This is a genomic window from Curtobacterium sp. NPDC089185, from assembly GCF_040685235.1.
In the GTDB taxonomy this organism is placed as follows: domain Bacteria; phylum Actinomycetota; class Actinomycetes; order Actinomycetales; family Microbacteriaceae; genus Curtobacterium; species Curtobacterium citri.
The window spans coordinates 104,201-129,886 of record NZ_JBFBHK010000002.1; the positions used below are offsets into that span (position 1 = coordinate 104,201).

Genomic DNA, 25,686 nt, shown 5'->3' on the forward strand with positions numbered 1-25,686 from the left:
CGAGTCCCCCCGGTCGCACCGGCCTGGAGGCGCGCCCCGCCGTGGAACGGCGGGGACCCTCCGCAAGGTGTCAGTTCCCGACCGTGCAGGTCTGCTCGGACGCGGCCTGTCCGGAGATGCTCGACGGCAGCGGCGTCGCGCTCGGAGCGGTCGTCGTCGTCCCGCTGCCGCCCGACCCCGTGCTGCTCGACGGCGCGGTGCCGGTCGCCGGCGACTGGCTCGACGGTGCCGTGCCGGTGGACGGAGCGGTGCCGGTGCTCGGCGTCGGCGTGCTGCCGGCCGTCGGGGACTCCTCCGAGGCCCGCCCGGTCGTCGAGTCGGACAACGACGTCCTCCGGTCCTCCTGCAGCGCCACGTTGAGCGCGTGCGCGGGGTCCGTGGAGACGAGCACGTGCGCGCTGTCCTGCGGGTCGTCGACCACCGGGTACTGCACGAACAGCATGTTCGCCGTGCTCATCCCGCGGAGGGTGGAGGCGAGGCCGACGAGGGTCCGGGTCTGCGCGAGCCCGTCGGAGAGCGTCATGTTGCCGAGGGCGGCGCCGGCGAGCTTGTAGAGCGTGACCGGGTTCGACAGGGTGCCGTCCGAGGTCACCTTGCGCAGCAGGGCGGAGAGGAACACCTGCTGCGAGCTGATGCGGGCGAGGTCGCTCGAGTCGCCCACACCGTGACGGCTGCGCAGGAAGGCGAGGGCGTCCTGCCCGGCGAGGGTGTGCTGCCCGGCCGAGAGCTGGAGGCCGGTGTACGTGTCGTCGATGGGCTTGGCCACGCAGACGTCCACGCCGCCGACGGCGTTCGACATCGAGACGACGCCGTCGAAGGTGATCAGCCCGGCGTAGGGGATCGTGAGGCCGGTCAGGTTCTCGACGGTGTCGACGACGCAGGAGAGCCCGCCGTGGCCGAGGGACTCGTTGAGCAGTTCGCCGTCGGAGGCCGGGTAGGTCGTCCCGGTCTCGGGGTTCGTGCAGGCCGGGATCGGCACCTCGAGGTCGCGCGGGAAGCTCACGGCCGTGAGCTGCTGGTGGTCCTGGGAGATGTGGACGAGGATCGTGACGTCGTTCCGGGCACCCTCGACCTTCTCGTCGGAGTCGAACTGCCCGATCCGGGTGTCGCTCCCGACGATCAGGATGTTCGCGCCGCCCTTGATCGCGGTGATGTCGGCGGTCTTCGCCGTGTCCTGGTCGTCCGAGCTCAGCTCGACCGTGTGCGGTGCCGCGGCGAGCTGCGCGCCGGCGATCGCCGCGACGCTCGTCCCGCTGACCAGGACGACCGCCAGGGCCGATGCCACGAGGCCCAGTGCGGTGCCCCAGCCGCGGTGGCGGCGCAGGCGGCCGTGACGGGCGAGGGGACGGCGTGGTGCGTGGGGCACGGGGACTCCGATCGGTGGTCCGGCGCGGGGGACGGACGTCGATCGCCAGGCTACGGGCGGACCCGGAGCGGGGAACCGGGAAGTCGCCGACGGTCCACTGGGGAACACTCAGCCTCGTGGCGCGCGGCCGGAGGGAGCCGGCACTTGGCAATACCGCCGCCATCACATAGGATCGACCTTTGGTGTGCCATGCCCTTCGGCGTGGCGCCCGACCCGCAGACCGGCTCGGGGATCACACCGGTAATCCAACCAAGCGACAGTGAGGCTATGGCCAAGAAAGACGGCGTCATCGAGATCGAGGGCTCGGTGCTCGAAGCTCTGCCCAACGCGATGTTCCGCGTTGAGCTGACCAACGGACACAAGGTCCTCGCGCACATCTCCGGGAAGATGCGCCAGCACTACATCCGCATCCTCCCCGAGGACCGCGTGATCGTGGAGCTGAGCCCGTACGACCTGACCCGCGGCCGGATCGTCTACCGCTACAAGTGATCCGCGAGCTGGAAAGGAACGGCTCGGCGAACCCGCCGGGCACGAAGCCAGCGAGCACGAGGAAACAACCATGAAGGTCAACCCCAGCGTCAAGCCCATCTGCGAGCACTGCCGAGTGATCCGCCGGAAGGGCCGCGTCATGGTGATCTGCAAGAGCAACCCGCGCCACAAGCAGCGCCAGGGCTGAGCTCCCAGCAGGACCCACAACTCAACACTGAACACGCAGTACCAGATCCCGTGGCTCCGGCCGCGGGGGACACCTCGGGGCGGAGGCCCGGGCACCGGTACTGCGCCAGACCTCCATCGACAACAGGAGCAGCCAGCACATGGCACGTCTAGCAGGCGTCGACATCCCGCGCGAGAAGCGCGTGGAGATCGCACTCACGTACATCTACGGCGTCGGCCGTACCCGCGCGGTCCAGGCACTCGCCGAGACCGGTATCTCCGGTGACATCCGCGTCAAGGACCTGACCGACGACCAGCTCGTCGCCCTCCGTGACTTCATCGAGGGCAACTTCAAGGTGGAGGGTGACCTCCGCCGCGAGGTCGCCGCCGACATCCGCCGCAAGGTCGAGATCGGTAGCTACGAGGGTCTCCGCCACCGTCGTGGTCTCCCGGTGCGTGGTCAGCGCACCAAGACCAACGCGCGTACCCGCAAGGGACCGAAGCGCACCGTGGCAGGCAAGAAGAAGGCCCGATAGGAGATCATCATGGCTACCCCCAAGACTGCCGCGCGCAAGCCGCGTCGCAAGGAGAAGAAGAACGTCGCCGTGGGCCAGGCCCACATCAAGAGCACGTTCAACAACACCATCGTCAGCATCACCGACCCGTCGGGTGCCGTCCTCAGCTGGGCGTCCTCGGGTGCCGTGGGCTTCAAGGGTTCGCGCAAGTCGACGCCGTTCGCGGCGCAGCTCGCCGCCGAGTCCGCTGCGCGTCAGGCGCAGGAGCACGGCGTCAAGAAGGTCGACGTCTTCGTCAAGGGCCCGGGCTCGGGTCGCGAGACCGCGATCCGTTCCCTGCAGGCCGCCGGCCTCGAGGTCGGTTCGATCAACGACGTCACCCCGCAGGCGCACAACGGCTGCCGCCCGCCGAAGCGTCGCCGCGTCTGACGCGAGGAGCAACCGGCCGTTCCCCGCTCGTCCCCTGACCGGGGCGAGCGGGGCCGGCCATTCCTGGTCGTTCGATCGCGGGCGGTGGGCCGTTCCGGTCCGCCCGTCCGCGTGATCACAACTCAACAGACCCGTCGGGGCCCGGTCGGCCCCGTCGTACCGCCGAGTGTCATATAGCGGACACTCCGCCGAAAGGAATCCCACAGTGCTCATTGCACAGCGCCCCACCCTGACCGAGGAGTCGATCTCCGAGTACCGCTCGCGCTTCGTCATCGAGCCGCTCGAGCCGGGCTTCGGTTACACCCTCGGCAACTCGCTGCGCCGCACGCTCCTCTCCTCGATCCCCGGCGCGGCTGTCACCAGCATCCGCATCGACGGCGTCCTCCACGAGTTCAGCACCGTCCCCGGTGTCAAGGAAGACGTCACCGAGATCATCCTCAACATCAAGAGCCTCGTCGTCTCCAGCGAGCACGACGAGCCGATCACCGCGTACCTGCGCAAGCAGGGTGCCGGTCAGGTCACCGCGGCGGACATCTCCGCCCCGGCCGGCGTCGAGATCCACAACCCGGACCTCGTCATCGCGACCCTGAACGACACCGCGCGGTTCGAGCTCGAGCTGACGATCGAGCGTGGCCGCGGCTACGTGTCGGCGACGCAGAACCGTTCCGAGTTCAGCGAAGCCGGTCAGATCCCGATCGACTCGATCTACTCGCCGGTCCTCAAGGTCACCTACCGCGTCGAGGCGACGCGTGCCGGTGAGCGCACGGACTTCGACCGCCTGGTCGTCGACGTCGAGTCGAAGCCGGCGATCACGCCGCGCGACGCCATCGCGTCGGCAGGCCGCACGCTGGTCGAGCTGTTCGGTCTCGCCCGCGAGCTGAACACGGCGGCCGAGGGCATCGAGATCGGCCCCGCGCCGGTCGACGCGGTGCTCTCGAACGAGCTGCAGACCCCGATCGAGGACCTCGACCTGTCGGTCCGCAGCTACAACTGCCTCAAGCGGGAGGGCATCAACACGGTGTCCGAGCTCGTCGCCCTGTCGGAGACGCAGCTCATGAACATCCGCAACTTCGGTCAGAAGTCGGTGGACGAGGTCAAGGACAAGCTCACCGAGCTCGGCCTGTCCCTCAAGGACACCGTCCCCGGATTCGACGGCGCCCACTTCTACAGCGGGTACGACGAGGACGAGTCCAACAACTGACCTCGCGCTCACGCGCACGCGCACCGATGAGTCGGTGCGCACCACCATCACCACTGGAGAACTGACATGCCGAAGCCCACCAAGGGCCCCCGCCTCGGTGGCGGCCCCGCCCACGAGCGCCTGCTCCTGAGCAACCTCGCCAACGCCCTGTTCACGCACGGCCGCATCACCACCACCGAGACGAAGGCCAAGCGCCTCCGTCCCGTCGCCGAGCGTCTCATCACGTTCGCGAAGCGTGGCGACCTGCACGCGCGCCGTCGCGTCATCGCACAGCTGCGTGACAAGTCCGTCGTGCACACGCTGTTCACGGAGATCGCGCCGCAGGTCGAGGACCGCCAGGGCGGTTACACCCGCATCACGAAGCTCGGCTTCCGCAAGGGTGACAACGCGCCGCTCGCCTCGATCGAGCTCGTGCTCGAGCCGGTCTCGGGCGGGCCCGCCCCGGTCAAGCGCGACGCCGCCCCGGCCGCTGCCGCTGCGCCGGTCGCGGACGAGACGCCCGCCGAGGAGACCCCGGTCGACGAGACCGAGACGACCGAGGAGTCCGCTCCCGTCGAGGCCGAGACCGAGACCCCGGCTGCCGCCGAGGTCGAGGCCGACGCCGCTGCCAAGTCGGACGACGCAGCCAAGTAGGTCCAGCACCACCACACGACGGAACCCCCGCGACGCACGTCGCGGGGGTTCCGTCGCGTCCGGAGGCGACCACGGGCGGACGGGAGGCGCGCGCCGGTCGTGCGCAGCGCCTCCCGTCCGCCCTCACAGCCGACCGCGCCTACGGTGATCCCGTCATGGCACGAGCAGAACGGATCACCGGCGCGGGGCGCCGACTGTGGCAGTGGAGCCGCGACTCGGGGACGCAACCGCGCCTGCTCCTCGCGGCCAAGGCCGCGGTCGCCGCCGTGATCGCGTGGACCCTCGCGAAGTACGCGCCCGGCGTCGCCGCCGAGTACCCGTACTACGCACCGCTCGGGGCCATCGTCGCCATGCGGACGACGGTGTTCGCCGGCATCCGCGCGGGCGTGCAGACGCTGGTCGGCATCACGCTCGGCATCCTGATCGCCGGCTTCACGATGCTCGTGGACGCCCCCGGGGTCGTCGCCGTGGCGCTGGTCGTGGGCCTCGGTGTCCTCGTCAGCGGCTTCCGGATCCTCGGCGAGGGGTACTCCTGGGTGCCGATGGCGGCGCTGTTCGTGCTCCTCATCGGAGGCGGCAACGCCGAGGGCTACTCGTTCGCGTACGTCGTGCAGATGGCCATCGGGATCGCCATCGGCCTCGCGGTGAACTTCGCGATCGTGCCGCCGCTGCACTTCTGGGACGCCGAACGTCGCATCGACCAGGTGAACGCGGTGCTCGCGCAGCACCTCGACGACCTCGCGGACGTGCTCGACAAGGGGGAGCCGGACACCGCGGCCTGGGACCGGCAGCAGGGGCGCCTCGACAAGGCGATCGCCGACGTCCGGGACCGGGTCTCGGTGGCGCAGGAGAGTCGTCGGATGAACCCGCGCAGCGCCCTCCGTGGTTCCCGCGCCCGGCTGGCGACGGACGGGGCACGCTTCCGCGCGCTCGAACGGGCGGCCTGGTACACGACGGACCTCACCGAGCTCGTGGCACGGTCCGGTCCGGTGGCCGACAACATCGGCCGGCCGGACCCGGCGTTCGCGGAGCCGATGGCCGGGGCGCTGCGTCAGGTCGCCTGCGTGGTGCGCGGGGACTGCCCGGAGGACGAGGGCGACGAGGCGATCGCACGGCTCGAGGAGGCGCTCGACGCCAGCCGCTCGAACCCGTCGCACGTCACCGTGACGGCGAGTGCGATCGTGGCGCTGCGCGGGATCCTCGAGTCGGAGAAGCGGGCGACGGAGGACGTCGACACGAAGACCGGGCCGTTCGGCCGCTCGACCGGCGGCCACGCTCACTAGGATCGGGCCGTGCCCGTCGCCTCCCGTGTCGCCGTCCTCGGACCGGTCACGGTCGCGGGTCCGGACGGCACCGCGCTCCCGGTACCGGGAGCGCTCGCCCGGTCGTTCCTGACGGCGCTCGTGCTCGCCCCCGGGCACGCCCTCGGCACCGATGCGCTCATCGACGAGCTCTGGGGCGAGGACCGGCCGAAGGGCGCCCGGGCCGCGCTGCAGACCCTCGTCTCGCGCCTGCGCCGCACGACCGCGGACGGCCTGGTCGTCTCGACGAGCACGGGGTACGCACTCGGCGGCGACCCGGACGGCATCGACCTCGTGGCCGCGGAACAGGCCGTGCACGACGCCGACCCGACGACCGTGCGCGACGCCCTGGACCGCTGGCGCGGCAGCCCGGGCGCCGACGTCGACGGCGACCTCGGCACCGCGCTGACCGACCGGGCCGCGACGACCGAGCACGCCCTGCGTCGGCGGCTCGGCGCGCTGCTGCTCGCGGACGGGGACACCGGTGCGGCGGCCACGATCTGGGTCGCCGAGGCCGAGGCGTCGCCCTACGACGACACCGCGGCGGCGGGGGCGATGCGGGCGCTCGACGCGGACGGCCGCACGGCCGAGGCGCTCGCGGTGTTCGCCGCGCACCGGGAACGCCTGGCGGACGGGCTCGGCGCAGACCCGTCCGGCGAACTGGTGCGGCTCAACGCCGAACTGCTCCGGCGGTCCGTGGCCGCCGACGACCCGGTCCGACGGGTCGGCCTCCGCGTCGCGCCGAACGAGCTGGTCGGCCGGCAGGACGACCTCGCCGCGGTCTCGGGGCTCCTCGACGAGCACCGCCTGGTCACCGTGCTCGGCCCGGGCGGACTCGGGAAGACCCGGCTGGCGCAGGCCGTCGCCGGAGCGCTGCCGGCCACCACGGGTGTGGTCGTGTGCGAGCTCGCGCCGATCGGCGACGGGCAGGACCTGCTGCCCGCGCTCGGTGCGCTGCTCGGGATCGCGGAGGTCCGGTCGGCGCGGATGCTCCAGGACGCCGTCGTCACCGACCTGTGGGGCCGCGTGGTCCGGGCCCTCGACGACGGGCCGACGGCGCTCGTCCTCGACAACTGCGAGCACCTGCTGCACGACGTGGCCCGCTGCACCGCCGACCTGCTCGCCGCCGTGCCGGGCCTCCGGGTCCTCACGACCTCGCGGGCACCGCTCGCGATCGCGGGCGAGGTCGTCGCGCCGCTCGGACCGCTGCCGGTCGAGGCCGACGGTGCGGCCGTCCGGCTCTTCACCGAGCGCGCCCGTGCCGCCCGCCCCGGTGCCGTGCTGCCCGTCGACGCGGTGCGCCGGATCTGCACCCGGCTCGACGGCAGCCCGCTCGCGATCGAGCTCGCCGCGGCCCGGATCCGCGGCATGTCCGTCGACGAGGTCGAACGCCGGCTCGACGACCGCTTCGCGCTGCTCCGCGGTGGCGACCGCAGCGCGCCGGAGCGGCACCGCACCCTGCTCGCGGTGATCGAGTGGAGCTGGCGGCTCCTCGACCCGGGGGCGCAGGACCTGCTCACGCGGCTCGCGCTCTTCCCCGACGGCGTGGCGGTCGACGCGGTCGAGGCCGTGGCGGCTCCCGACCGGCGGCCGGACGCGCTCGACGACCTCGCCGAGCTCGTGGAGCAGTCGCTCGTGCAGCTCGTCGAGGTCGAGGGGGAGCCCGTGCGCTACCGGCTGCTCGAGACCGTCCGCGAGTTCGGGGCCGCGCGCCTGGCCGATCGCGGCACGACCGGGACGGTCCGGACGGCGATGACCGCCTGGGGCCGTGCGCTCTCGTCGACGCGGAACGTGTTCGCCCTGGGTGGTCCGCAGCAGCTCGTCGCCTTCACCGAGGTCCGGCGCGAGGCCGACAACCTCGTGACGCTGCTGCGCTGGGCCCTCCGGGCGGACGACGTCCCGACGGTCACGCAGGTGTTCGCCGCACTCGGCGGCTACTGGACCCTGCGCGGGCTGCACCGCGAGGTCGTCGCCGTCGCACCCGACGTCGTCGCGGCGCTGCGGTCCCGCGAGCCGGACCCGGCAGACCGCACGGCCGCCGTCACCGGACTCGTGCTGTGCGGCGCCACCTCGGCGTTCTCCGACCTGCGGACGACCGCACGGGCCGTCTCCGGGCTCCGGCGCCTGCACCGGGTCGGCCGTGCCGACCACCCCGTGGTCGACGCGCTCGCCGAGCTCCTGCTCACCGTCGGACGCCCCGGGCCGGCCACCGCGTTGCTCGCCCGGCTCCGAGACGACCCGGCCCCGGCGCTCGCCTGCCTCGGGAACCTGCTCAGCGCGCCACTCGCCGAGAACGCCGGCGAGCCCGCCGAGGCGCTCCGCTTCGCCCGCCGGGCCCAGGAGCTGTCGCTGGGCACCGGCGACGTCTGGACCACCGGGACCGGTTCGACCACCCTGACGCAGCTGCTCGCACAGTCCGGCCGCTACCGTGAGTCGCTCGCCGCGGCCGTCACCGCACGTGAGCACCTCGAGCTGTTCGGGGCCGAGGACGACCTGTACGAGATCGGCTGGAGCGTCGGGCTCGCATCGGCCGCGGTCGGCGACGTCGAGCGTGCCCGGTCGATCGCCGCGGACCTGCGGCACCGACCGACCGGCGGTCGGGGTGGCTTCGACGACCGGGGCCTCATCGCGGTCCTGGCGGTCGCGATCACCGCCGAGTGCGCCCGCCACGAGGGGGACTTCGCGACGGCCGCCGCCGGGTACACCGAGGCGTGGGACGTCGTGCAGCCCGGCCGGGGGAGCGCCGCGCACTGGGCGCTCATGGCGGGGGCCGCGCGGATCGCGGCGGTGGACGAGGCGGCGGCCCGGTCCGGCGGTGCCGCCACGGGCCTCCCGGCTGCCGAGGCAGCGGTCGCCCGCCGCATCCGGGTCGGGGCCCTCGTCCAGCTGCGCCTGCGGGACGCCCGCCGGGACATGCCGGTGATCGGGACGGCGCTCGCCGGGCTGGCCGTCGCATACGCGCGGACGGGTCGCCCGGCGACGGCGGCGGCGTGCTGGGGCGCGATCAGGAGGATCGGGTCGCGGCAGGACTTCGCGGTCCTCTCCCACGACCGGTTGCGGCGGCTGCTCGTCGAGGTCGTCGGCGAGGCCGCGATGACCGACGCCGAGGCGGCCGCGGCCGGCTGGGACCGTACCGAGGCCGCCTCGCGGGTACGGACGCTGCTCGAGGACGCGCGGTTGCCCGCCTGCGCCCCATGACCACCCGAGCGGTCCGTCAGGCCTTCCGCATGTAGGCCCGGACGGTCAGCGGCGCGAACACCGCGACGATCACCGCGGCGCCCAGCAGGCTGAGCCACAGGTCCCCGCCGATCGTGCCGTGGTTGACGAGGTCGCGCACCGCGGTGATGAGGTGCGAGACCGGGTTGACCTCGGTGAACCAGCGCAGCCAGGCCGGCAGCGTGTCCGTCGGGACGAACGCGTTCGACAGGAAGGTCAGCGGGAAGAGCACGAGGTTGGCGATGCCCGAGACGCTCGAGGCGGTGCGGGCGATGACACCGAAGTAGGCGAAGACCCAGCTGATCGCCCAGGCGACCACGATGACGAGCAGCGCCGCGAGCAGGACCGCACCGAGACCGCCGGCGGGACGCAGCCCCATCACGATCCCGACCACGAAGGTGATCGTCGTCGCGATGGCGTACCGCACGGTGTCGGCGAGCAGGGCACCGGCGAGCGGAGCGATGCGGGCGATGGGCAGCGACCGGAAGCGGTCGAACACGCCCTTGTCCATGTCCTCGCGGAGCTGGACGCCCGTGACGATCGACGACGTGATCGCCGTCTGGACGAGGATGCCGGGGATGATGACGGGCAGGTAGCTGCCGACGTCACCGGAGATCGCGCCACCGAAGATGTACGTGAACATCACGGTGAAGACGATCGGCATGAGCGTGACGTCGAACAGCTGCTCGGGCGTGCGCCGGATCTTCACGAGCCCGCGGTAGGCCATCGTGAACGACTGCCGGACGGTCGCGGCGAGGCCGGTGCCGCCGATGCCGGGACGGGGGGTCACGCGGGGCGACGACGTGGTGGTGGGTGTCGGGGCGAGGGTGGTCATGCGAGGCTCCCTTCGAGCGCGCGCTCGGACTCGGTCTCGGCGTCCGCGGACGCCGGCGAGCCGGTGATGGTGAGGAAGACCTCGTCGAGCGTCGGCTTCTGGACGCTGATCTCGGCGAGGGAGACGCCCGCGTCGCGGAACGACACGAGCAGGTCGGTGACGCGGTCGGGTGCGGTCATCGGGGCCGTGAGACGCGCGCCCTCGGGGCTGACGACCGCGGGGGTGCCGAGCACCCGCTCGACGAGCGCGGCGGCGGTCGCCATCGCGATCGGGTCGGCATCCGCGAGCCGCAGCTGCAACGAGGCCGTGCCGACCGACGACTTCAGTTCGTCGGCGGTGCCCTCGGCGACCACGCGGCCGTGGTCGATCACCGCGATGCGGTCGGCGAGCTGGTCGGCCTCGTCGAGGTACTGCGTGGTGAGCACGACGGTGGACCCCGTCGCGACGAGCTCGCGGATCGTGTCCCACATCTGCGCGCGGGTCCGCGGGTCGAGGCCGGTCGTCGGCTCGTCGAGGAAGATGAGCGGCGGCTGCGCGATGAGGCTCGCGGCCAGGTCGAGCCGGCGGCGCATGCCCCCGGAGAACTTCTTGAGCGGACGCGACGCCGCCTCGGACAGCCCGAAGCGCTCGAGCAGCTCGACCGCCTTGCGCTTCGCGTCGGTGCGGGAGAGCCCGAGCAGTCGCGCGAAGATGACGAGGTTCTCGGTGGCGCTCAGCGTCTCGTCGACGCTGGCGTACTGGCCGGTCACGCCGATCAGGGAGCGGACGGTCTGCGGGTCGCGCCGGACGTCGTGGCCGAAGACGCGGGCCTCGCCGCCGTCCGGCACGAGCAGCGTGGCGAGCATCGAGATGGTGGTGGTCTTGCCGGCGCCGTTCGGGCCGAGCACGCCGTAGACGGTCCCGGCCTCGACCCGGAGGTCGACGCCGTCCACGGCACGGTTCGACCCGAAGGTCTTCACGAGGCCGGTGGCCTCGACCGCGAGGGGTGTGGTGGTCATCGGGAGGTCCTTTCGTCGATGTCGGTGTCGATGGTGCCGCCGGGCGCTCACGCGCCACTGACGCGGCACTGACACGCGCTGACACCGGCGGTCGGCCCCGGTCGGGGCGCGGGGCGGCCGGGAGGCCCTGGTCGCCCCCGGTACGCTCGCTCCCGTGGACGGGACGGACGCGACGGACGGATCGGGTGCTGCGGGCACGGGCACGGGCACGGACGGGGTGCGGCTGCGCCTCGACGTCGCGTACGACGGTGCGGCGTTCTCGGGCTGGGCCCGGCAGCCCGGGCTGCGGACCGTGCAGGGTGCGCTGGAGTCGGCCCTCGCGACCGTGTTCACCCGCTGGGGTGCGCCGCCGCTGCTCACGGTCGCGGGACGCACGGACGCGGGCGTGCACGCCACCGGGCAGGTCGCCCACCTCGACCTGACCGCCGAGCAGTGGGGCGCCCTGACCCGCCCGCGGCGGTCCTCGCCCGACGGGCCGCCGCGCACGTCGCTCGACGGTCTGGTCCGGAGGATCAACGGCATCGCGGCGCCGACGGGCGACGTCGTCGTGCGGCGGGCCTCGGTCGCGCCGGACGGGTTCGACGCGCGGTTCTCCCCGCTCTGGCGGCGCTACGAGTACCGGGTCGCGGACGCCGACGCCCCGCGCGATCCCCGTCGTCGTGGGCACACGCTCTGGCACCCGACGCGTCTGGACCCGGCGGCGATGGAGCGCGGTGCGCTCCGGCTGCTCGGGCTGCACGACTTCGCGACCTTCTGCAAGCCGCGCGAGGGTGCCACGACCATCCGGACGCTGCAGGAGTTCCGCTGGGACCGCGAGCCGGACGGCGTACTGGTGGCGCGCCTCCAGGCCGACGCCTTCTGCCACTCCATGGTGCGTGCGATGGTCGGCGCGACCATCGCCGTGGGGGAGGGCCGCTTCGGCCCGGACCGGCTCGAGGAACTCCGGGTCGCCGAACAGCGCACCAGCGCGTTCGCGGTCGCGCCGGCCCTCGGGCTCACGCTCACCGAGGTCGGCTACCCGGCGGACGACGAGCTCGCGGCACGTGCGACGCAGACCCGTGCGCGCCGGTCGGACGACGAGCCGGGCGCCGGTACCGTCGGGGGATGAGTTCCCGCAGGCCGCGTTCCGTCGTCTCCGTCGGCCCCGGGGTCGTCTTCGTCGAGGGACCGGTGTCGAACTGGGTCGTCCTCGCCGAGGAGGACGGCGTCGCGCTGATCGACGCCGGCTACCCGGCCGACACCGACCTCGTGCTCGACACCGTGCGGTGGGCGGGACACGACCTCGGGGACCTGCGACGCGTCTACGTCACGCACGGGCACGTCGACCACGTCGGCGGCCTCCCCGGGATCCTCGAGCGGTTCCCGCACGTCGAGGTCCTCGCCCACGCGGACGAGCTCGACAACGTCCGCGGGCCCGGGCGGCAGCAGGTCACGCCCGCGGAGATCGGCGGGCGGCTGGCGGCACCCCGGACGCTCCGGTGGCTCGCGCGGGCGATCGGCTCGGACGCGCTGCGACCGGTCACCGTGCCGACCGCGCGGGCGTTCACGGGCGCCGACTTCGCCGAGCGTGCCGTGACCCCGTTCCCCGCCGTCGGGCACACCGCCGGCTCCACGGCGTACCTGCTCCCCGCCGCGGGGGCGATCGTGACGGGCGACGCGGTCGTCACGCACCACGACACGCTCCCGCGGTCCTGGCAGCCCCGGCCGCGGATGATCACGCCGTTCTTCACGGCGGACCAGGACGCGGCGCTCGCGTCGGCGCGGGCGTTGCCGTACCCGGAGGTCGTGCTGCCGGGGCACGGTCCCGCGGTGCACCGGGTCGGGCGCGAGTGGGTGCCGGTCGGCGGCTGACCGTGCCCACGACGGGGGTGGACCGGATCGTTCACCTGCCGGAAACCTGAGCGACCGATCAGGTGTCTAGCGTGGTGCAGTCCCCCTCCTCCTGCCGAAGGTCAGCATGCCCAATCTCCTGCGGCGCACCGTGCTGTGCGCCACGGTCGCTGCGACGCTCGTCGCCGCCCCACTCGTCTCCGTCTCCACCGCCCTCGCGGACCCCGCCGGTACCGGCCTCGTCATCAGCGAGGCGTACCTCAAGGGCGGCAGCGCGAACGCCTTCTACAAGGAGAAGTTCGTCGAGATCACGAACCCCACCGCGTCGCCGGTGTCGCTCGCCGGCTGGTCGCTCCAGTACCGCGCGGCGACCAGCACCGGGAACTTCTCGACGAGCGCGCTCGAGGGCACCGTGCCCGCGAACGGCACGTTCCTGGTGTCGATGACCGGCAACGGTGGCGCGACCGCGGTGGGCGCCGACCTGCCGACCGCGGACGACACCGCCTCGATCAACCCCTCGGGCACCACCGGGACCCTCGCGCTGTCGAACACCACGGCTGCGCTCGCGCTCCCCGCCGGCCCCGTCGCGACGGGTACGCCCGGTGTCGTGGACCTGCTCGGCTACGGTGCGTCGAACACGTACGAGGGTGCAGTCCGGTCCGTGACCGGTGCCAACAACGTGCCGAACGGCCTGACCCGGGCCGGGGCGACGGACACCGACGTCAACGGCACCGACTTCACGGTCACCGAGTCGTTGACCCCGACGAACGCCGCGGGCGAGACGGGCAGCACCACGCCGACCGACCCCGAGCCGACCGACCCCGGCACGCCGGCCGGCCCCGCCGAGGCCGTCACCATCGCGCAGCTGCAGGGCACCGGCACCGCCTCGCCGTACGTCGGCAAGCGGGTCGTCACCGACGGTGTCGTGACCGCGGTCTACGCCACGGGCGGCCTGAACGGCTACACGATCCAGACCGCCGGCACCGGCGGTGCGGTCGACCTCGCCACGCACACCGCGTCGGACGCCGTGTTCGTGTTCTCCGCCGCGACCGCGGGCAGCGTGGCCATCGGTGACGCCGTGCGCCTCACGGGCACGGTCGCCGAGTACAACGGCCTCACCGAGCTCGAGGTCGCCTCGACCGCCGACGTCGAGGAGCTCCCCGCCGCGGGCGTCGTGCAGCCGGTCCCGGCGACGCTGACCCTGCCGCGCACGGACGCCCAGCGCGAGTCGCTCGAGAGCATGCTCGTCGCACCGCAGGGTGACTACACGGTCGCCGACAACTACACGACGAACCAGTACGGCGAGATCGCGCTCGCCGCGGGGGCGAAGCGCCTGATCCAGCCGACCGAGGTCGCCCGCCCGGGCAGCGCCGAGTACGCCGCGGTCGTCGCCGACAACGCCGCGCGCAAGGTCGTCCTCGACGACGGCGCGAGCACGAACTTCCTCAGCGCCGCGAACCAGTCGGTGCCGGTGTCCTGGCTCACCCAGGGCCCGGTCACCGTCGGTGCCGCCGCCACGTTCTCGGAGCCGGTCGTCCTCGACTACCGCAACGACGCGTGGAAGTTCCAGCCGACGACGCCGATCACCGGCGCGACCCCGGCGGCGGACCTGCCCGCAGCGTTCTCGAACGTCCGCACCGCGGCGCCGGAGAACGTCGGCGGGGACCTCAAGCTCGCCGGGTTCAACGTGCTGAACTACTTCCCGACCACGGGCGACCAGCTCACCGGCTGCACGTACTACACCGACCGTGACGGCGACCCCGTGACCGTCCGCGGCGGCTGCGACGCCCGCGGTGCGGCGAACGCCGACGACCTCGCGCGCCAGCAGGTGAAGATCGTGAAGGCGATCAACGCCCTGGGCGCCGACGTCGTCTCGCTCGAGGAGATCGAGAACTCGAAGCGCTTCGGTCAGGACCGCGACGCCGCTGTGGCGACCCTGGTGGCCGCGCTGAACGCCGCGACCGGCCAGGACACCTGGGCGTACGTCCCCTCCCCGGCGAAGGTCCCGGCGAGCGAGGACGTCATCCGTCTCGCGCTCATCTACAAGAAGGACCGGGTCGCACCGGTCGGCGAGTCGACCATCCTCGACGACCCGGCGTTCGTGAACGCCCGGCAGCCCGTCGCCGACGCCTTCCGCCCGCTCGGCGGGACGGCCGCCGACGACTTCCTCGTGATCGCGAACCACTTCAAGTCGAAGGGGTCGGGCACGGGCGAGAACGCCGACCAGGGCGACGGCCAGGGCGCCTCGAACGCCGACCGCGTCCGGCAGGCCCAGGCGCTCGCCGCCTTCTCGACCACCGAGCAGGAGAAGTACGGCACGGACCGCGTGTTCATGCTCGGCGACTTCAACGCGTACAGCGAGGAGGACCCGATGGTCGTCCTGCGTGACGCCGGCTACACGGACCTCGGTCCGGCGAAGGACTCGACCGAGTACTCGTACGTCTTCAGCGGCCTGAGCGGTTCGCTCGACCACGTGCTCGCCTCCCCGGCCGCACTCGCAGCCGTCACGGGCGTGGACATCTGGAACATCAACTCGACCGAGTCGGTGGGCCTCGAGTACAGCCGCTACGACTACAACGTCACGGACCTGTACCGCGACGACGTGTACCGCGCGAGCGACCACGACCCGATCCTGGTCGGCTTCGACCTGGCAGCGGACGAGACCCCGACCCCGGGTGACGGCGAGACCCCGACCCCGGGTGACGGCGAGACCCCGACTCCGGGTGACGGCGAGACGCCCGCTCCGGGTGACGGCGAGACGCCCGCTCCGGGTGACGGCGAGACGCCCGCTCCGGGCAACGGCAACGGCAACGGCACCGGCACCACCCCCGGCGCCGGCCAGACGCCCGTCGCTCCCGCCGGGTCGTCGCTGACCGAGGCGAACCGTGGCAGCATCACCGCGCCGGCCTCGGCCCGTGCCGGCGAGACCATCACGGTCGGTGTCGGCTCGGCGCTCGCCGGGCAGCGGATCTCGGTGTGGCTGTACTCCGACGCGGTGCTCCTCGGCACCGAGGTGGTCGCCGCCGACGGCACCGTCCGCGTGACGATCCCGGTCGGCACGACGACCGGGTCGCACCGCCTCGCCGTCACCGCCGCCGACGGGTCGCTCGTCGGCTGGACCGACATCCGGATCGACCCGGCGACGGGCGAGCTGGCGTTCACCGGCGCGGAGCTCACCGGTGGCCTCGCCACCGCGCTGCTCCTGCTCGCTGCCGGCACCGGGCTGATCGTGACCCGTCGTCGTCGGGCGGCCCGCGCCGCCTGACGCGCTGAACGCACGTCGAACGCGACACCGCACCCGTCGATCGACGGGTGCGGTGTCGCGTTCCCCGGGGTGGTGACCACCGGACGGACGGGAGGCGCGTGGCGGCCCCGCACCGTGCCTCCCGTCCGTCGGTCAGGGGCGTTCGACAAGGCGAGCCGCGTCGGGTAGGCTCTCACCTTGGTCTGTGCGCCCCGTGCGCCGGACAGTCAGATGAGCCCTCCACCGGGCAGTTCCACGAGCATCGCCCGCGGAACACCCACCGGAGCGGGATTCACGGACTCCTCACCTCGACACGAAAGCAGCACTCCTGTGACTCGTACGTTCTCCCCGAAGCCGGCAGACGTCCAGCACGACTGGATCGTCATCGACGCGACCGACGTCGTCCTCGGCCGTCTCGCCACCCACGCCGCGGCGCTCCTGCGCGGCAAGCACAAGGCCACCTTCGCCCAGCACATGGACATGGGTGACTACGTCATCATCATCAACGCGGACAAGGTCGCCCTCACCGGCTCCAAGCTCGCGAAGAAGGTCTACTACCGTCACTCGGGCTACCCGGGCGGCCTCACGGCGACCTCCTACCCGGAGATGCTCGAGAAGCACCCGACCCGCGCCGTCGAGAAGGCGATCCGCGGCATGCTGCCGAAGAACACGCTCGGCCGTGAGCAGCTCGGCAAGCTCAAGGTCTACGCCGGCCCGGAGCACCCGCACGCCGCGCAGCAGCCCAAGGCGTACACCTTCGACCAGGTCGCACAGTAGTTCCGGCCACGACGACTTCAAGGACTGATAAAACTCATGGCTCAGATCGCTGACTCCCTCGACCAGACCCCGGAGAGCTTCACCACCGAGAGCGCGCCCGTCGCGTCCGAGGCCGCTCCCCGCCAGATCCTCAACGTCTCGGGCGGTGCCGTCGGGCGCCGCAAGGAGGCCATCGCGCGCGTCCGCCTCGTCCCCGGTGGCGGCTCCTTCACGGTGAACGGCCGCACGCTCGAGGACTACTTCCCGAACAAGCTGCACCAGCAGCTCATCAACGACCCGTTCAAGGTGCTCGAGCTCCTCGGCGCCTACGACGTCGTCGCCCGCATCACCGGTGGTGGCCCCTCGGGTCAGGCCGGTGCGCTCCGCCTCGCGATCGCGCGTGCGCTGAACGAGATCGACCGCGAGAACAACCGCGCCACCCTCAAGAAGGCCGGCTTCCTCACCCGTGACGCCCGCGTCATCGAGCGCAAGAAGGCCGGTCTCAAGAAGGCCCGCAAGGCGTCGCAGTTCTCGAAGCGCTAGTCGCGCGACGAACCCGATCGCAATGCCGCGTCTGTTCGGTACCGACGGTGTTCGTGGACTCGCCAACGGCGAGCTGACGGCCGCGCTGGCTCTGGGTCTCGCCCAGGCCAGCGCGGCCGTGCTCACGCACGGACACCATGCGGACGCCCGCCGGGCGTCCGGTCGACCGCGCCCCCGTGCGGTCCTGGCGCGCGACCCGCGCGTCTCCGGCGAGTTCCTCGGTGCCGCGGTCGCGGCCGGGCTCGCCTCCGCCGGCGTCGACGTGCTCGACGCCGGGGTCATCCCCACGCCCGCCGCCGCGTACCTGGTGGCGGACATCGACGCCGACTTCGGCGTCATGATCTCCGCGTCGCACAACCCGGCGCCCGACAACGGCATCAAGTTCTTCGCGACGGGCGGCCGCAAGCTGCCCGACGAGGTCGAGGACCGCATCGAGGCGGCCATGCACGACCAGTCCGCGCCCACCCCCACGGGCGGCGAGGTCGGCCGGATCACCCGGTTCGCCGACGCCGAGGACCGCTACGTCGTGCACCTGCTCGGCACGCTGCCGCACCGGCTCGACGGTCTCCACGTCGTGCTCGACTGCGCGAACGGTGCGGCCGCCGGCGTCTCGCCCGAGGTGTTCGTGAACGCGGGTGCCCGCGTGACCCTGATCGGCGCCGAGCCGGACGGCATGAACATCAACGACGGCGTGGGGTCGACGCACATCGACAACCTCGCCCGGGCGGTGCTCGAGCACGGCGCCGACGTGGGCATCGCGCACGACGGCGACGCCGACCGGTGCCTCGCGGTGGACGCCGCGGGCAACGCGGTCGACGGCGACCAGATCATGGCGATCCTCGCGCTGTCGCTGCAGGAGCGCGGCCACCTGAAGGACGACACGCTGGTCGCGACGGTGATGTCGAACCTGGGCCTCAAGCGCGCCATGGCGGACGCGGGCATCACGGTGCTCGAGACCGGCGTCGGTGACCGCTACGTGCTCGAGAAGATGAACGAGGGCGGGTTCTCGCTCGGCGGCGAGCAGTCCGGCCACATCATCTTCAACGACTACGCGACCACCGGCGACGGGGTCCTGACCGGGCTGCACCTGGTTGCCGAGATGGCGCGCACGGGCAAGAGCCTGCAGGAGCTCGCGTCGTGCATGACCGTCTTCCCGCAGGTGCTCCTGAACGTCCGGGGCGTCGACCGCCACGGGCTCGAGGACCAGGGCGTGCAGGACGCGGTCGCCGCGGCCACGGCGGCGCTCGGGGACTCCGGGCGGGTGCTGCTGCGTCCGTCCGGCACCGAGCCGGTCGTCCGCGTGATGGTCGAAGCCGCCTCGCAGGAGGACGCCGAGCGCGTCGCCGAGGAGCTCGCGGACGTCGTGCGTGACCGGCTGGCGATCGCGGCATGAGCGCCGCGCTCCGGCGCGCTGCCGCGGCATCGACGGATGGCGGCGCGGGCTGCTTCCGCACAACCGAACGCACCCCGAACCACGTGATCGCGTGGCGCGGGGTGCTTTCGGTTGCGCGGAGGACCACGGCGTCGCGCCGACGCCCCCGCGTCAGATCTTGCGGAGCAGCACCGACGACACCTTGTGGTTCGCGCCCTTCTTGAGCACGAGGGTCGCCCGGGAGCGCGTCGGCAGCACGTTCTCGAGCAGGTTCGGCTCGTTGATCGCCCGCCACACCTCGGTCGCCGTCCGCACCGCGTCCTCGCGCGACAACGAGGCGAACCGGTGGAAGAACGAGTCGGGGCTCGAGAACGCCTCCTCCTGCAGGGCCAGGAACCGGTCGACGTACCAGGACTCGATGTCCTTCGTCTTCGCGTCGACGTAGATGGTGAAGTCGAAGAGGTCGGAGAGCGCGAGCCGCCCGTGCACCGGCGGCGCGAGCACGTTGAGCCCCTCGACGATGAGGACGTCCGGCTGCCGCACGACGATCTCCGCGTCGGGCACGATGTCGTAGACCAGGTGCGAGTAGAACGGCGCACGGACCTCGGTCGCGCCGCTCTTCACCTGGCTGACGAACCGCAGCAGGGCCCGGCGGTCGTACGACTCCGGGAAGCCCTTGCGGTCCATGATCCCGCGGCGCTCGAGCTCGGCGTTCGGGTACAGGAAGCCGTCGGTCGTGACGAGCTCCACGCGCGGGGTGTCGGGCCAGCGCTTCGTCAGCTCGCGGAGCAGTCGGGCGACGGTCGACTTGCCGACGGCCACCGATCCGGCGACACCGATGACGAACGGTGTCCGACCGGCCCGCTCGCCGAGGAAGCGGCTCGTCTCCGCGTGCAGGTCCCGCGCCCCCGCCGCGTACAGCGTCAGCAGCCGCGAGAGGGGCAGGTAGACCTCCTGGACCTCCTGCATGTCGAGCCGGTCGCCCAGGCCGCGCAGCTGCACGACCTCGGTCTCCGTGAGCGACAGGTGCTCCCTCGGCGCCAGCTGGGACCACTCGTCGCGCGGGATCTCCACGAACGGGGTCGGGTGCGCGACGGCGGTCTCCGTGATCGGCATGGGCACGAGCGTACCGACGGGAGGCGCGGAGCAGGTGAGCGGACGGGCCGCGGTGGTGCGCGCCTCCCGTCCGGGGCACGGTGCCTGTCCGCAGGACGCGACCCGGCACGTGGACCGGAGGTCAGGCGGGCAGGGCCGCCTCGATGGCGGCGACGACCTCGGGGGCGTCCGGCTTCGTGGTGGGACGGAAGCGCGTGACGGAGCCGTCGGGGGCGACGAGGAACTTCTCGAAGTTCCAGCTCACCCGGCCGGCCTTGCCGGAGGCGTCGGGGGTCTCCTTGAGCGCCTGGTAGAGCGGGTGGGCCCCCTTGCCGTTCACCTTGACCTTCTCGGACATCGGGAACGTCACGCCCCACGTGGTCGAGCAGTACTCGTCGATCGCCTCGGACGAACCGAGCTCCTGCAGGAACTGGTTGCTCGGGAAGCCGAGGACGGTGAAGCCGCGCTCGGCGTAGGCCTTCTGCAGGGCCTCGAGCTGCTCGTACTGGGGTGCGAGCCCGCACCGCGAGGCGACGTTCACGACGAGCACCGCCTTGTCGGCGTACTGCCCGAACGTCGTCTGCTCGCCGTGCAGCGTCGTGATCGCGATGTCGTCGAAGCGTCCCATGATCGGAACGTTATCCCCGCCACCCGCGGCTTCGCAGGGTCGGCGGTCAGCCAGACCGTAGGATCGTCCGCATGTGTGGAATCGTGGGCTACGTCGGCACCGGGAGCAGCCAGGAGGTCCTCCTCGGGGGCCTCCGTCGGCTCGAGTACCGCGGTTACGACTCTGCCGGCATCGCCGTCGTCGACCGAACCGGCGACCTGGTCTCGGCGAAGAAGGCGGGCAAGCTCCAGGCCCTCGTCGACGAGCTCGAGGCGCACCCCGTCGCCGACGGTGCCACGGGCATCGGGCACACCCGCTGGGCGACGCACGGCGGTCCGACCGACGGCAACGCGCACCCGCACCTGGCGGACGGCGGCAAGCTCGCCCTCATCCACAACGGCATCATCGAGAACTTCGCCCCGCTGAAGGAGGAGCTCCTCGCCGAGGGTGTGACGTTCGCCAGCGAGACGGACTCCGAGGTCGCGGCGCACCTCGTCGCGCGGTCCTTCCGCGAGACCGGCGACCTGACGGCCGCCATGCAGCAGGCCGTGCAGCGGCTCGAGGGTGCCTTCACGCTCCTCGTCGTGCACGCCGACCAGCCGGGCGTCGTCGTCGGTGCCCGCCGCAACTCCCCGCTCGTGGTCGGCCTCGGCGACGGCGAGAACTTCATGGGCTCGGACGTCGCCGCGTTCGTCGCCTACACGCAGCGCGCGCTCGCGATCGGGCAGGACGAGATCGCCACGATCCGTCCCGAGGGGGTCGAGGTCGTGCACTTCGACGGCAGCCCCGCGACCCCGGACGAGTTCGAGGTCAGCTGGGACGCGTCGGCCGCCGACAAGGGCGGCTGGAGCTCCTTCATGGCGAAGGAGATCAGCGAGGAGCCCGAGGCCGTCGCGAAGACGATCCTCGGCCGTGTGCACGACGGTGCCGTCACGCTGACCGACCTCGACCCGATCGCCGAGCGCCTGCAGCAGGTGGACCGCGTGATCGTGATCGCCTGCGGCACCGCGGCCTACGCCGGGACCCTGGGCAAGTACGCCATCGAGCAGTGGGCCCGCGTGCCGGTCGAGGTCGAGCTCGCGCACGAGTTCCGCTACCGCGACCCGGTGCTCGACGAGCGCACCCTCGTGGTCTCGATCAGCCAGTCGGGCGAGACCATGGACACGCTCATGGCCGTGAAGTACGCCCGCGAGCAGGGCGCGCAGGTGCTCTCGATCTGCAACACGCAGGGCGCGACGATCCCGCGCGAGTCCGACGCCGTGATCTACACGCACGCCGGGCCGGAGGTCGCCGTCGCGTCCACGAAGGCGTTCATCGCCCAGGGCGTGGCGCTGTACCTGCTCGGGCTGCACCTCGCCACGCTGCGCGGGACGCTGACGGCCGAGCAGGTCGCCGAGCAGGTCGCCGAGCTCGAGGGACTCGCGCCGAAGCTGCAGCAGACCATCGACGACGCATCCGGCATCGCCGAGCTGGCGAAGTGGATGGCGGACACCCGGAGCGTGCTGTTCCTCGGTCGCCACGTGGGCTACCCGATCGCGCTCGAGGGTGCGCTCAAGCTCAAGGAGCTCGCCTACATCCACGCCGAGGGCTTCGCCGCCGGTGAGCTCAAGCACGGTCCGATCGCCCTGATCGAGCCCGGGCAGATCGTCTTCGTCATCGTGCCGTCGCCGCGCGACCCGCGCTCGCTGCACCCGAAGGTCGTCTCGAACATCCAGGAGATCCGCGCCCGCGGCGCCCGGGTGATCGCCATCGCCGAAGAAGGAGACGCCGCCGTGCTGCCCTTCGCCGACGAGGTCCTGCGCATCCCGCTCGCCACGCCGCTGTTCGAGCCGCTGCTCGCCGTCGCGCCGCTGCACATGTTCGGCATGGAGCTCGCCGCCGCCAAGGGCCTCGACGTCGACCAGCCACGCAACCTGGCGAAGTCGGTCACCGTCGAGTAGGTCGGACGTGATCATCGGCATCGGGGTCGACGTCGTCGACACGGAGCGGTTCCGGGGTGTGCTCGAACGCACCCCGGCACTGCGCACCCGGCTGTTCACCCCCGCCGAGCTGCTGCGTGACGGCGAACCGCGTCCGGTGTCGTCGCTCGCCGCGCGGTTCGCGGCGAAGGAGGCGCTCATCAAGGCCTTCGGGTCGAGCGCGGGACTGAGCTGGCAGGAGCTCGAGGTCGTCGCCGACGACCAGCGGAACCCGTCGCTCACCCTGCACGAGGGGGCCCGTCGGGTGGCGGCGGGCCGCGGCGTCACGGACGTCCACCTGTCGCTGTCGCACGACGGCGGCATCGCGACGGCGTTCGTCGTCATCGAAGGGGGGAGCGCATGACCGCGTTCACCGGCATCACGGTCGACCGCGAAGCGTTGATCGCCAACTACGTGACCGTGTCCGAGCGCGTTGCGCCCGCCGGGGTGATCGCGGTCGTGAAGGCGAACGCGTACGGCCATGGTGCGCTCCACGCCGCACGGGCCTTCGTCGACGCGGGCGCCGAGTGGCTCGGGGTCGCGGACGTCGACGAGGGCATCGCGCTCCGCCGCGCCGGGATCGACGAGGGCGTGCGGATCCTCTCGTGGCTGCACGCCCCGGACGAGGACTTCCGCCGGGCTGCGCAGTACGACGTCACCCCGGCGGTCTCGAGCGTGTCCCAGCTCGCTGCGGCAGCCGACTCGGAGGTGCCGGCCGTGCACGTCTGCGTCGACACCGGCCTGAGCCGCAACGGCGCCGTGGAGTCCGAGTGGGCCGAGCTGTTCGCGACCGCCGGACGCATCGCCCGGTCCGGTGGGCGTACGCGCGTCGAGGGGCTCATGTCGCACCTGTCGAACGCCTCGCGCGCGGACGACCTCGACCAGGACGCCGCGCTGCAGCGGGCCCTCGACGGGCTCGCGGCGAACGGCATCGTGCCGGACGTGGTGCACCTCGCCGCGAGCGCGGCGAGCATCGCGGTGCCCGAGACGCGGCACGACGCCGCCCGGGTCGGGCTCGCGCTGTACGGCCTGAGCCCGTTCGCCGACCGCTCGTCCGCCGACCTCGGGCTGCGCCCGGCGATGCGCGTGACCGCCGCCGTGCTCCGGACCGTCCCGGTCGCCGCGGGCGAGGGCGTGAGCTACGGCTACACCTGGCGGGCGGAGACGGACACGCGCCTGGCGGTGATCGGGCTCGGCTACGCCGACGGCTTCGACCGTGACCTCGGCAACCGGGTGTCCGTCCGCATCGGCGACCGTCGCTTCCCCGTCGTCGGACGCGTCGCGATGAACGCCATGCACATCGACATCGGTGACGCGGACGTCCGGGTCGGCGACGAGGCCGTGCTCTGGGGTGACCCCGCCGACGGCGACCCGGCCGTCGAGGAGTGGGCGGCCGCGATCGGCACGATCAACTACGAGGTGGTCGCGAGGGTCGGCCGCAGCGTGGAACGGAGGACGACGTGAACGCGCCGCTGCGCCGGGCCCGGATCGACCTCGACGCGTACCGGTCGAACCTCGACCTGGTCCGCGGGTGGATGGCACCGGTCGAGGTCATGGCGATCATGAAGGCCGACGCCTACGGGCACGGCCTCGAGCCGATCGCCCTCGCCGCCGTCGATGCCGGGGTCCGGTGGATCGGGGTGCTGACGGTGCCCGCGGCGCTGCGACTGCGGTCGATCGGCATCGGCGAGGACGTCCATCTCTTCACCTGGCAGCACGACCCCGGGCTCGACTTCCGGGACGCGATCGACTCGGCGATCGACCTCGGCGTCTCGAACGTCGCCGAGCTGCAGCGGGTCGTCGACGCCGTCGACCAGCGTCCCGCGCGCGTGCACCTCGGCGTCGACTCCGGTCTGCACCGCGACGGCGCGACGGCCGACGTCTGGCCCGACCTGGTGTCCCTGGCCGTGCAGGCGCAGCGTGCCGGTCGGATCGAGGTCGTCGCCGCGTACACGCACCTCGCCGAGTCCTCCGACGACGACGACAGCGCCGCGGTGGCGGTGTTCGACCGGGCCGTCGAGGCGGCGGAGGACCTCGGGCTCGACCTGCCGATGGAGCACGTCGCGGCGTCGCTCGCCGGGCTCGAGCGCAAGGAGTTCCGGAAGGACATGGTCCGGATGGGCGCCAACCTGTTCGGCATCCCCGGTGCCGACGGTGTCTCCGCCGCGGACCTCGGGCTCGAGCCGGTGATGACGCTGACGGCCTCGGTCGCGAAGACGAAGCGCGTGCCCGTCGACACCGGCGTCTCGTACGACTACACGTACCGCACCAGCGCGGAGACGACGCTCGCCCTCGTGCCGGTCGGCTACGCGGACGGTGTCCCGCGCCTGGCGCAGGGGCGGATCGAGGTCACGATCGCCGGCAAGCGGTACCCGATCGCCGGTCGGGTCGCCATGGACCAGTTCCTGGTCGACGTCGGCGACGACGAGGTCCGGGTCGGTGACCCCGTCGTGCTCTTCGGCACGGGGGAGCACGGCGAGATGACCGTCCTCGAGTGGGGCGAGGCGCTCGGCACGATCGGCGAGGAGGTGACGTGCCGCATCGGCGCCCGCGTCCCGCGCGAGGTCGTCGGACACGAGGTCGGCGGGCGCGTCGGCGACTACCTGCGGGAGCAGCCGTGACGGACGCCCCCCGCGTGCTGCTCGACACCACGGTGTCGACGACCGACGAGATGGGCGCGCTCGGCGCCCGGCTCGCCGCGGTCCTGCGTGCCGGGGACCTCGTCGTCCTCACCGGGCCGCTCGGAGCCGGCAAGACGACGCTGACCCGCGGCCTCGGCGCGGCGCTCGGCGCACGCGGACAGGTCTCCAGCCCGACCTTCGTGCTCGCCCGGACCCACCCCACCTCGGCGGGGCCGGACCTGGTGCACGTCGACGCCTACCGCCTGAGCGACCCGGTCGAGCTCGACGACCTCGACCTCGACTGGGACGCCGCGATCGTGGTCGTCGAGTGGGGCCGCGGGTTCGTCGACGGCATCTCCGACGCCGTGCTCGACGTGGAGATCGTCCGCGCGACCGGGGCGGACGCGTCGACGGACGACCTCGACCCGGACGACGTGCCGGACGAGCCCCGGCGGGTCGTCGTCACCGCCACCGGCGCGCGGTGGGCCGACACCGCACTCTGACGGGTCCCG

At 72.5% G+C, this 25,686-nt stretch carries 24 protein-coding genes; 19 read left to right on the forward strand and 5 right to left on the reverse strand.

Annotated features, from left to right (window positions below):
• Window positions 1–70 precede the first annotated feature (70 nt).
• Complete coding sequence (locus AB0N84_RS02420; protein ID WP_363543520.1) at window positions 71–1,366, reverse strand: LCP family protein; 1,296 nt, start codon at window positions 1,364–1,366, stop codon at window positions 71–73.
• A gap of 267 nt (window positions 1,367–1,633) precedes the next feature.
• On the opposite strand from AB0N84_RS02420, the gene infA reads away from it, so the two are divergent.
• The 8 genes from infA to AB0N84_RS02460 all read left to right on the forward strand — a co-directional run bounded on the left by infA (window position 1,634) and on the right by AB0N84_RS02460 (window position 9,297).
• Complete coding sequence (gene infA, locus AB0N84_RS02425; protein ID WP_017885509.1) at window positions 1,634–1,855, forward strand: translation initiation factor IF-1; 222 nt, start codon at window positions 1,634–1,636, stop codon at window positions 1,853–1,855.
• A 70-nt stretch (window positions 1,856–1,925) separates the two neighbouring features.
• Window positions 1,926–2,042: a 50S ribosomal protein L36 gene (gene rpmJ / locus AB0N84_RS02430; RefSeq protein WP_022903266.1), complete on the forward strand. Its 117-nt coding sequence runs from the start codon at window positions 1,926–1,928 to the stop codon at window positions 2,040–2,042.
• 139 nt (window positions 2,043–2,181) lie between these two features.
• Window positions 2,182–2,556, forward strand: a complete 375-nt coding sequence (gene rpsM, locus AB0N84_RS02435) for a 30S ribosomal protein S13 (RefSeq protein ID WP_058728274.1) — start codon at window positions 2,182–2,184, stop codon at window positions 2,554–2,556.
• Window positions 2,557–2,565: 9 nt separating this feature from the next.
• Entirely contained in the window at window positions 2,566–2,964 is a 399-nt protein-coding gene (rpsK, locus tag AB0N84_RS02440; protein WP_017885507.1) for a 30S ribosomal protein S11, read from the forward strand.
• A 205-nt stretch (window positions 2,965–3,169) separates the two neighbouring features.
• On the forward strand, window positions 3,170–4,165 hold the full coding sequence (locus tag AB0N84_RS02445; protein ID WP_069712814.1) for a DNA-directed RNA polymerase subunit alpha: 996 nt from the start codon (window positions 3,170–3,172) through the stop codon (window positions 4,163–4,165).
• A gap of 66 nt (window positions 4,166–4,231) precedes the next feature.
• A complete protein-coding gene (gene rplQ, locus AB0N84_RS02450) occupies window positions 4,232–4,798 on the forward strand; it encodes a 50S ribosomal protein L17 (protein WP_289457972.1) in 567 nt (188 codons plus the stop codon).
• 155 nt (window positions 4,799–4,953) lie between these two features.
• On the forward strand, window positions 4,954–6,081 hold the full coding sequence (locus tag AB0N84_RS02455; RefSeq protein WP_363543523.1) for a hypothetical protein: 1,128 nt from the start codon (window positions 4,954–4,956) through the stop codon (window positions 6,079–6,081).
• 9 nt (window positions 6,082–6,090) lie between these two features.
• Window positions 6,091–9,297: a BTAD domain-containing putative transcriptional regulator gene (locus tag AB0N84_RS02460; RefSeq protein ID WP_363543525.1), complete on the forward strand. Its 3,207-nt coding sequence runs from the start codon at window positions 6,091–6,093 to the stop codon at window positions 9,295–9,297.
• Window positions 9,298–9,313: 16 nt separating this feature from the next.
• Here AB0N84_RS02460 and AB0N84_RS02465 read toward each other — a convergent pair whose 3' ends face one another.
• On the reverse strand, window positions 9,314–10,150 hold the full coding sequence (locus tag AB0N84_RS02465; RefSeq protein ID WP_363543527.1) for an ABC transporter permease: 837 nt from the start codon (window positions 10,148–10,150) through the stop codon (window positions 9,314–9,316).
• On the reverse strand, window positions 10,147–11,148 hold the full coding sequence (locus tag AB0N84_RS02470) for an ATP-binding cassette domain-containing protein (RefSeq protein ID WP_363543529.1): 1,002 nt from the start codon (window positions 11,146–11,148) through the stop codon (window positions 10,147–10,149). Before AB0N84_RS02470 ends, AB0N84_RS02465 begins: the two co-directional genes overlap by 4 nt.
• Before the next feature lie 217 nt (window positions 11,149–11,365).
• Between AB0N84_RS02470 and AB0N84_RS02475 the strand changes: the two genes are divergently transcribed.
• From AB0N84_RS02475 to glmM, 6 genes are all read left to right on the forward strand, one after another.
• A complete protein-coding gene (locus AB0N84_RS02475; protein ID WP_182045450.1) occupies window positions 11,366–12,256 on the forward strand; it encodes a tRNA pseudouridine synthase A in 891 nt (296 codons plus the stop codon).
• The gene (locus tag AB0N84_RS02480; protein ID WP_363543531.1) at window positions 12,253–12,999 is read left to right on the forward strand and encodes an MBL fold metallo-hydrolase; all 747 of its coding nucleotides are present in this window, start codon (window positions 12,253–12,255) and stop codon (window positions 12,997–12,999) included. The genes AB0N84_RS02475 and AB0N84_RS02480 overlap by 4 nt, the downstream gene beginning before the upstream one ends.
• A gap of 106 nt (window positions 13,000–13,105) precedes the next feature.
• A complete protein-coding gene (locus tag AB0N84_RS02485) occupies window positions 13,106–16,243 on the forward strand; it encodes an ExeM/NucH family extracellular endonuclease (protein WP_363543533.1) in 3,138 nt (1,045 codons plus the stop codon).
• 309 nt (window positions 16,244–16,552) lie between these two features.
• The gene (gene rplM, locus AB0N84_RS02490) at window positions 16,553–16,999 is read left to right on the forward strand and encodes a 50S ribosomal protein L13 (RefSeq protein ID WP_069712821.1); all 447 of its coding nucleotides are present in this window, start codon (window positions 16,553–16,555) and stop codon (window positions 16,997–16,999) included.
• A gap of 36 nt (window positions 17,000–17,035) precedes the next feature.
• Window positions 17,036–17,521: a 30S ribosomal protein S9 gene (rpsI, locus tag AB0N84_RS02495; protein WP_069712822.1), complete on the forward strand. Its 486-nt coding sequence runs from the start codon at window positions 17,036–17,038 to the stop codon at window positions 17,519–17,521.
• A 22-nt stretch (window positions 17,522–17,543) separates the two neighbouring features.
• On the forward strand, window positions 17,544–18,914 hold the full coding sequence (gene glmM, locus AB0N84_RS02500) for a phosphoglucosamine mutase (RefSeq protein WP_182045397.1): 1,371 nt from the start codon (window positions 17,544–17,546) through the stop codon (window positions 18,912–18,914).
• A 150-nt stretch (window positions 18,915–19,064) separates the two neighbouring features.
• On the opposite strand, the gene coaA is transcribed toward glmM, so the two are convergent.
• Window positions 19,065–20,009 carry a type I pantothenate kinase gene (gene coaA / locus AB0N84_RS02505; RefSeq protein WP_069712824.1) on the reverse strand — a complete coding sequence of 315 codons (945 nt, stop codon included), beginning with the start codon at window positions 20,007–20,009 and terminating at the stop codon, window positions 19,065–19,067.
• 121 nt (window positions 20,010–20,130) lie between these two features.
• Window positions 20,131–20,616: a glutathione peroxidase gene (locus AB0N84_RS02510; RefSeq protein ID WP_363543536.1), complete on the reverse strand. Its 486-nt coding sequence runs from the start codon at window positions 20,614–20,616 to the stop codon at window positions 20,131–20,133.
• A 71-nt stretch (window positions 20,617–20,687) separates the two neighbouring features.
• Here AB0N84_RS02510 and glmS point away from each other — a divergent pair, with 71 nt between their 5' ends.
• From glmS to tsaE, 5 genes are read left to right on the forward strand one after another with little or no spacing between them, the layout of a single operon-like run.
• Window positions 20,688–22,535, forward strand: coding sequence for a glutamine--fructose-6-phosphate transaminase (isomerizing) (glmS, locus tag AB0N84_RS02515; RefSeq protein WP_363543538.1), 1,848 nt, complete (start codon window positions 20,688–20,690; stop codon window positions 22,533–22,535).
• Between the two features lie 7 nt (window positions 22,536–22,542).
• A complete protein-coding gene (locus tag AB0N84_RS02520; protein ID WP_363543540.1) occupies window positions 22,543–22,917 on the forward strand; it encodes a holo-ACP synthase in 375 nt (124 codons plus the stop codon).
• Window positions 22,914–24,017 (forward strand): alanine racemase, encoded by a 1,104-nt coding sequence (gene alr, locus AB0N84_RS02525; RefSeq protein ID WP_069712828.1) that lies wholly within the window; start codon window positions 22,914–22,916, stop codon window positions 24,015–24,017. Before AB0N84_RS02520 ends, alr (AB0N84_RS02525) begins: the two co-directional genes overlap by 4 nt.
• Window positions 24,014–25,174, forward strand: a complete 1,161-nt coding sequence (gene alr / locus AB0N84_RS02530; protein ID WP_363543542.1) for an alanine racemase — start codon at window positions 24,014–24,016, stop codon at window positions 25,172–25,174. Before alr (AB0N84_RS02525) ends, alr (AB0N84_RS02530) begins: the two co-directional genes overlap by 4 nt.
• Complete coding sequence (gene tsaE / locus AB0N84_RS02535; RefSeq protein WP_182045401.1) at window positions 25,171–25,677, forward strand: tRNA (adenosine(37)-N6)-threonylcarbamoyltransferase complex ATPase subunit type 1 TsaE; 507 nt, start codon at window positions 25,171–25,173, stop codon at window positions 25,675–25,677. Before alr (AB0N84_RS02530) ends, tsaE begins: the two co-directional genes overlap by 4 nt.
• The last annotated feature ends 9 nt before the right edge of the window (window positions 25,678–25,686 follow it).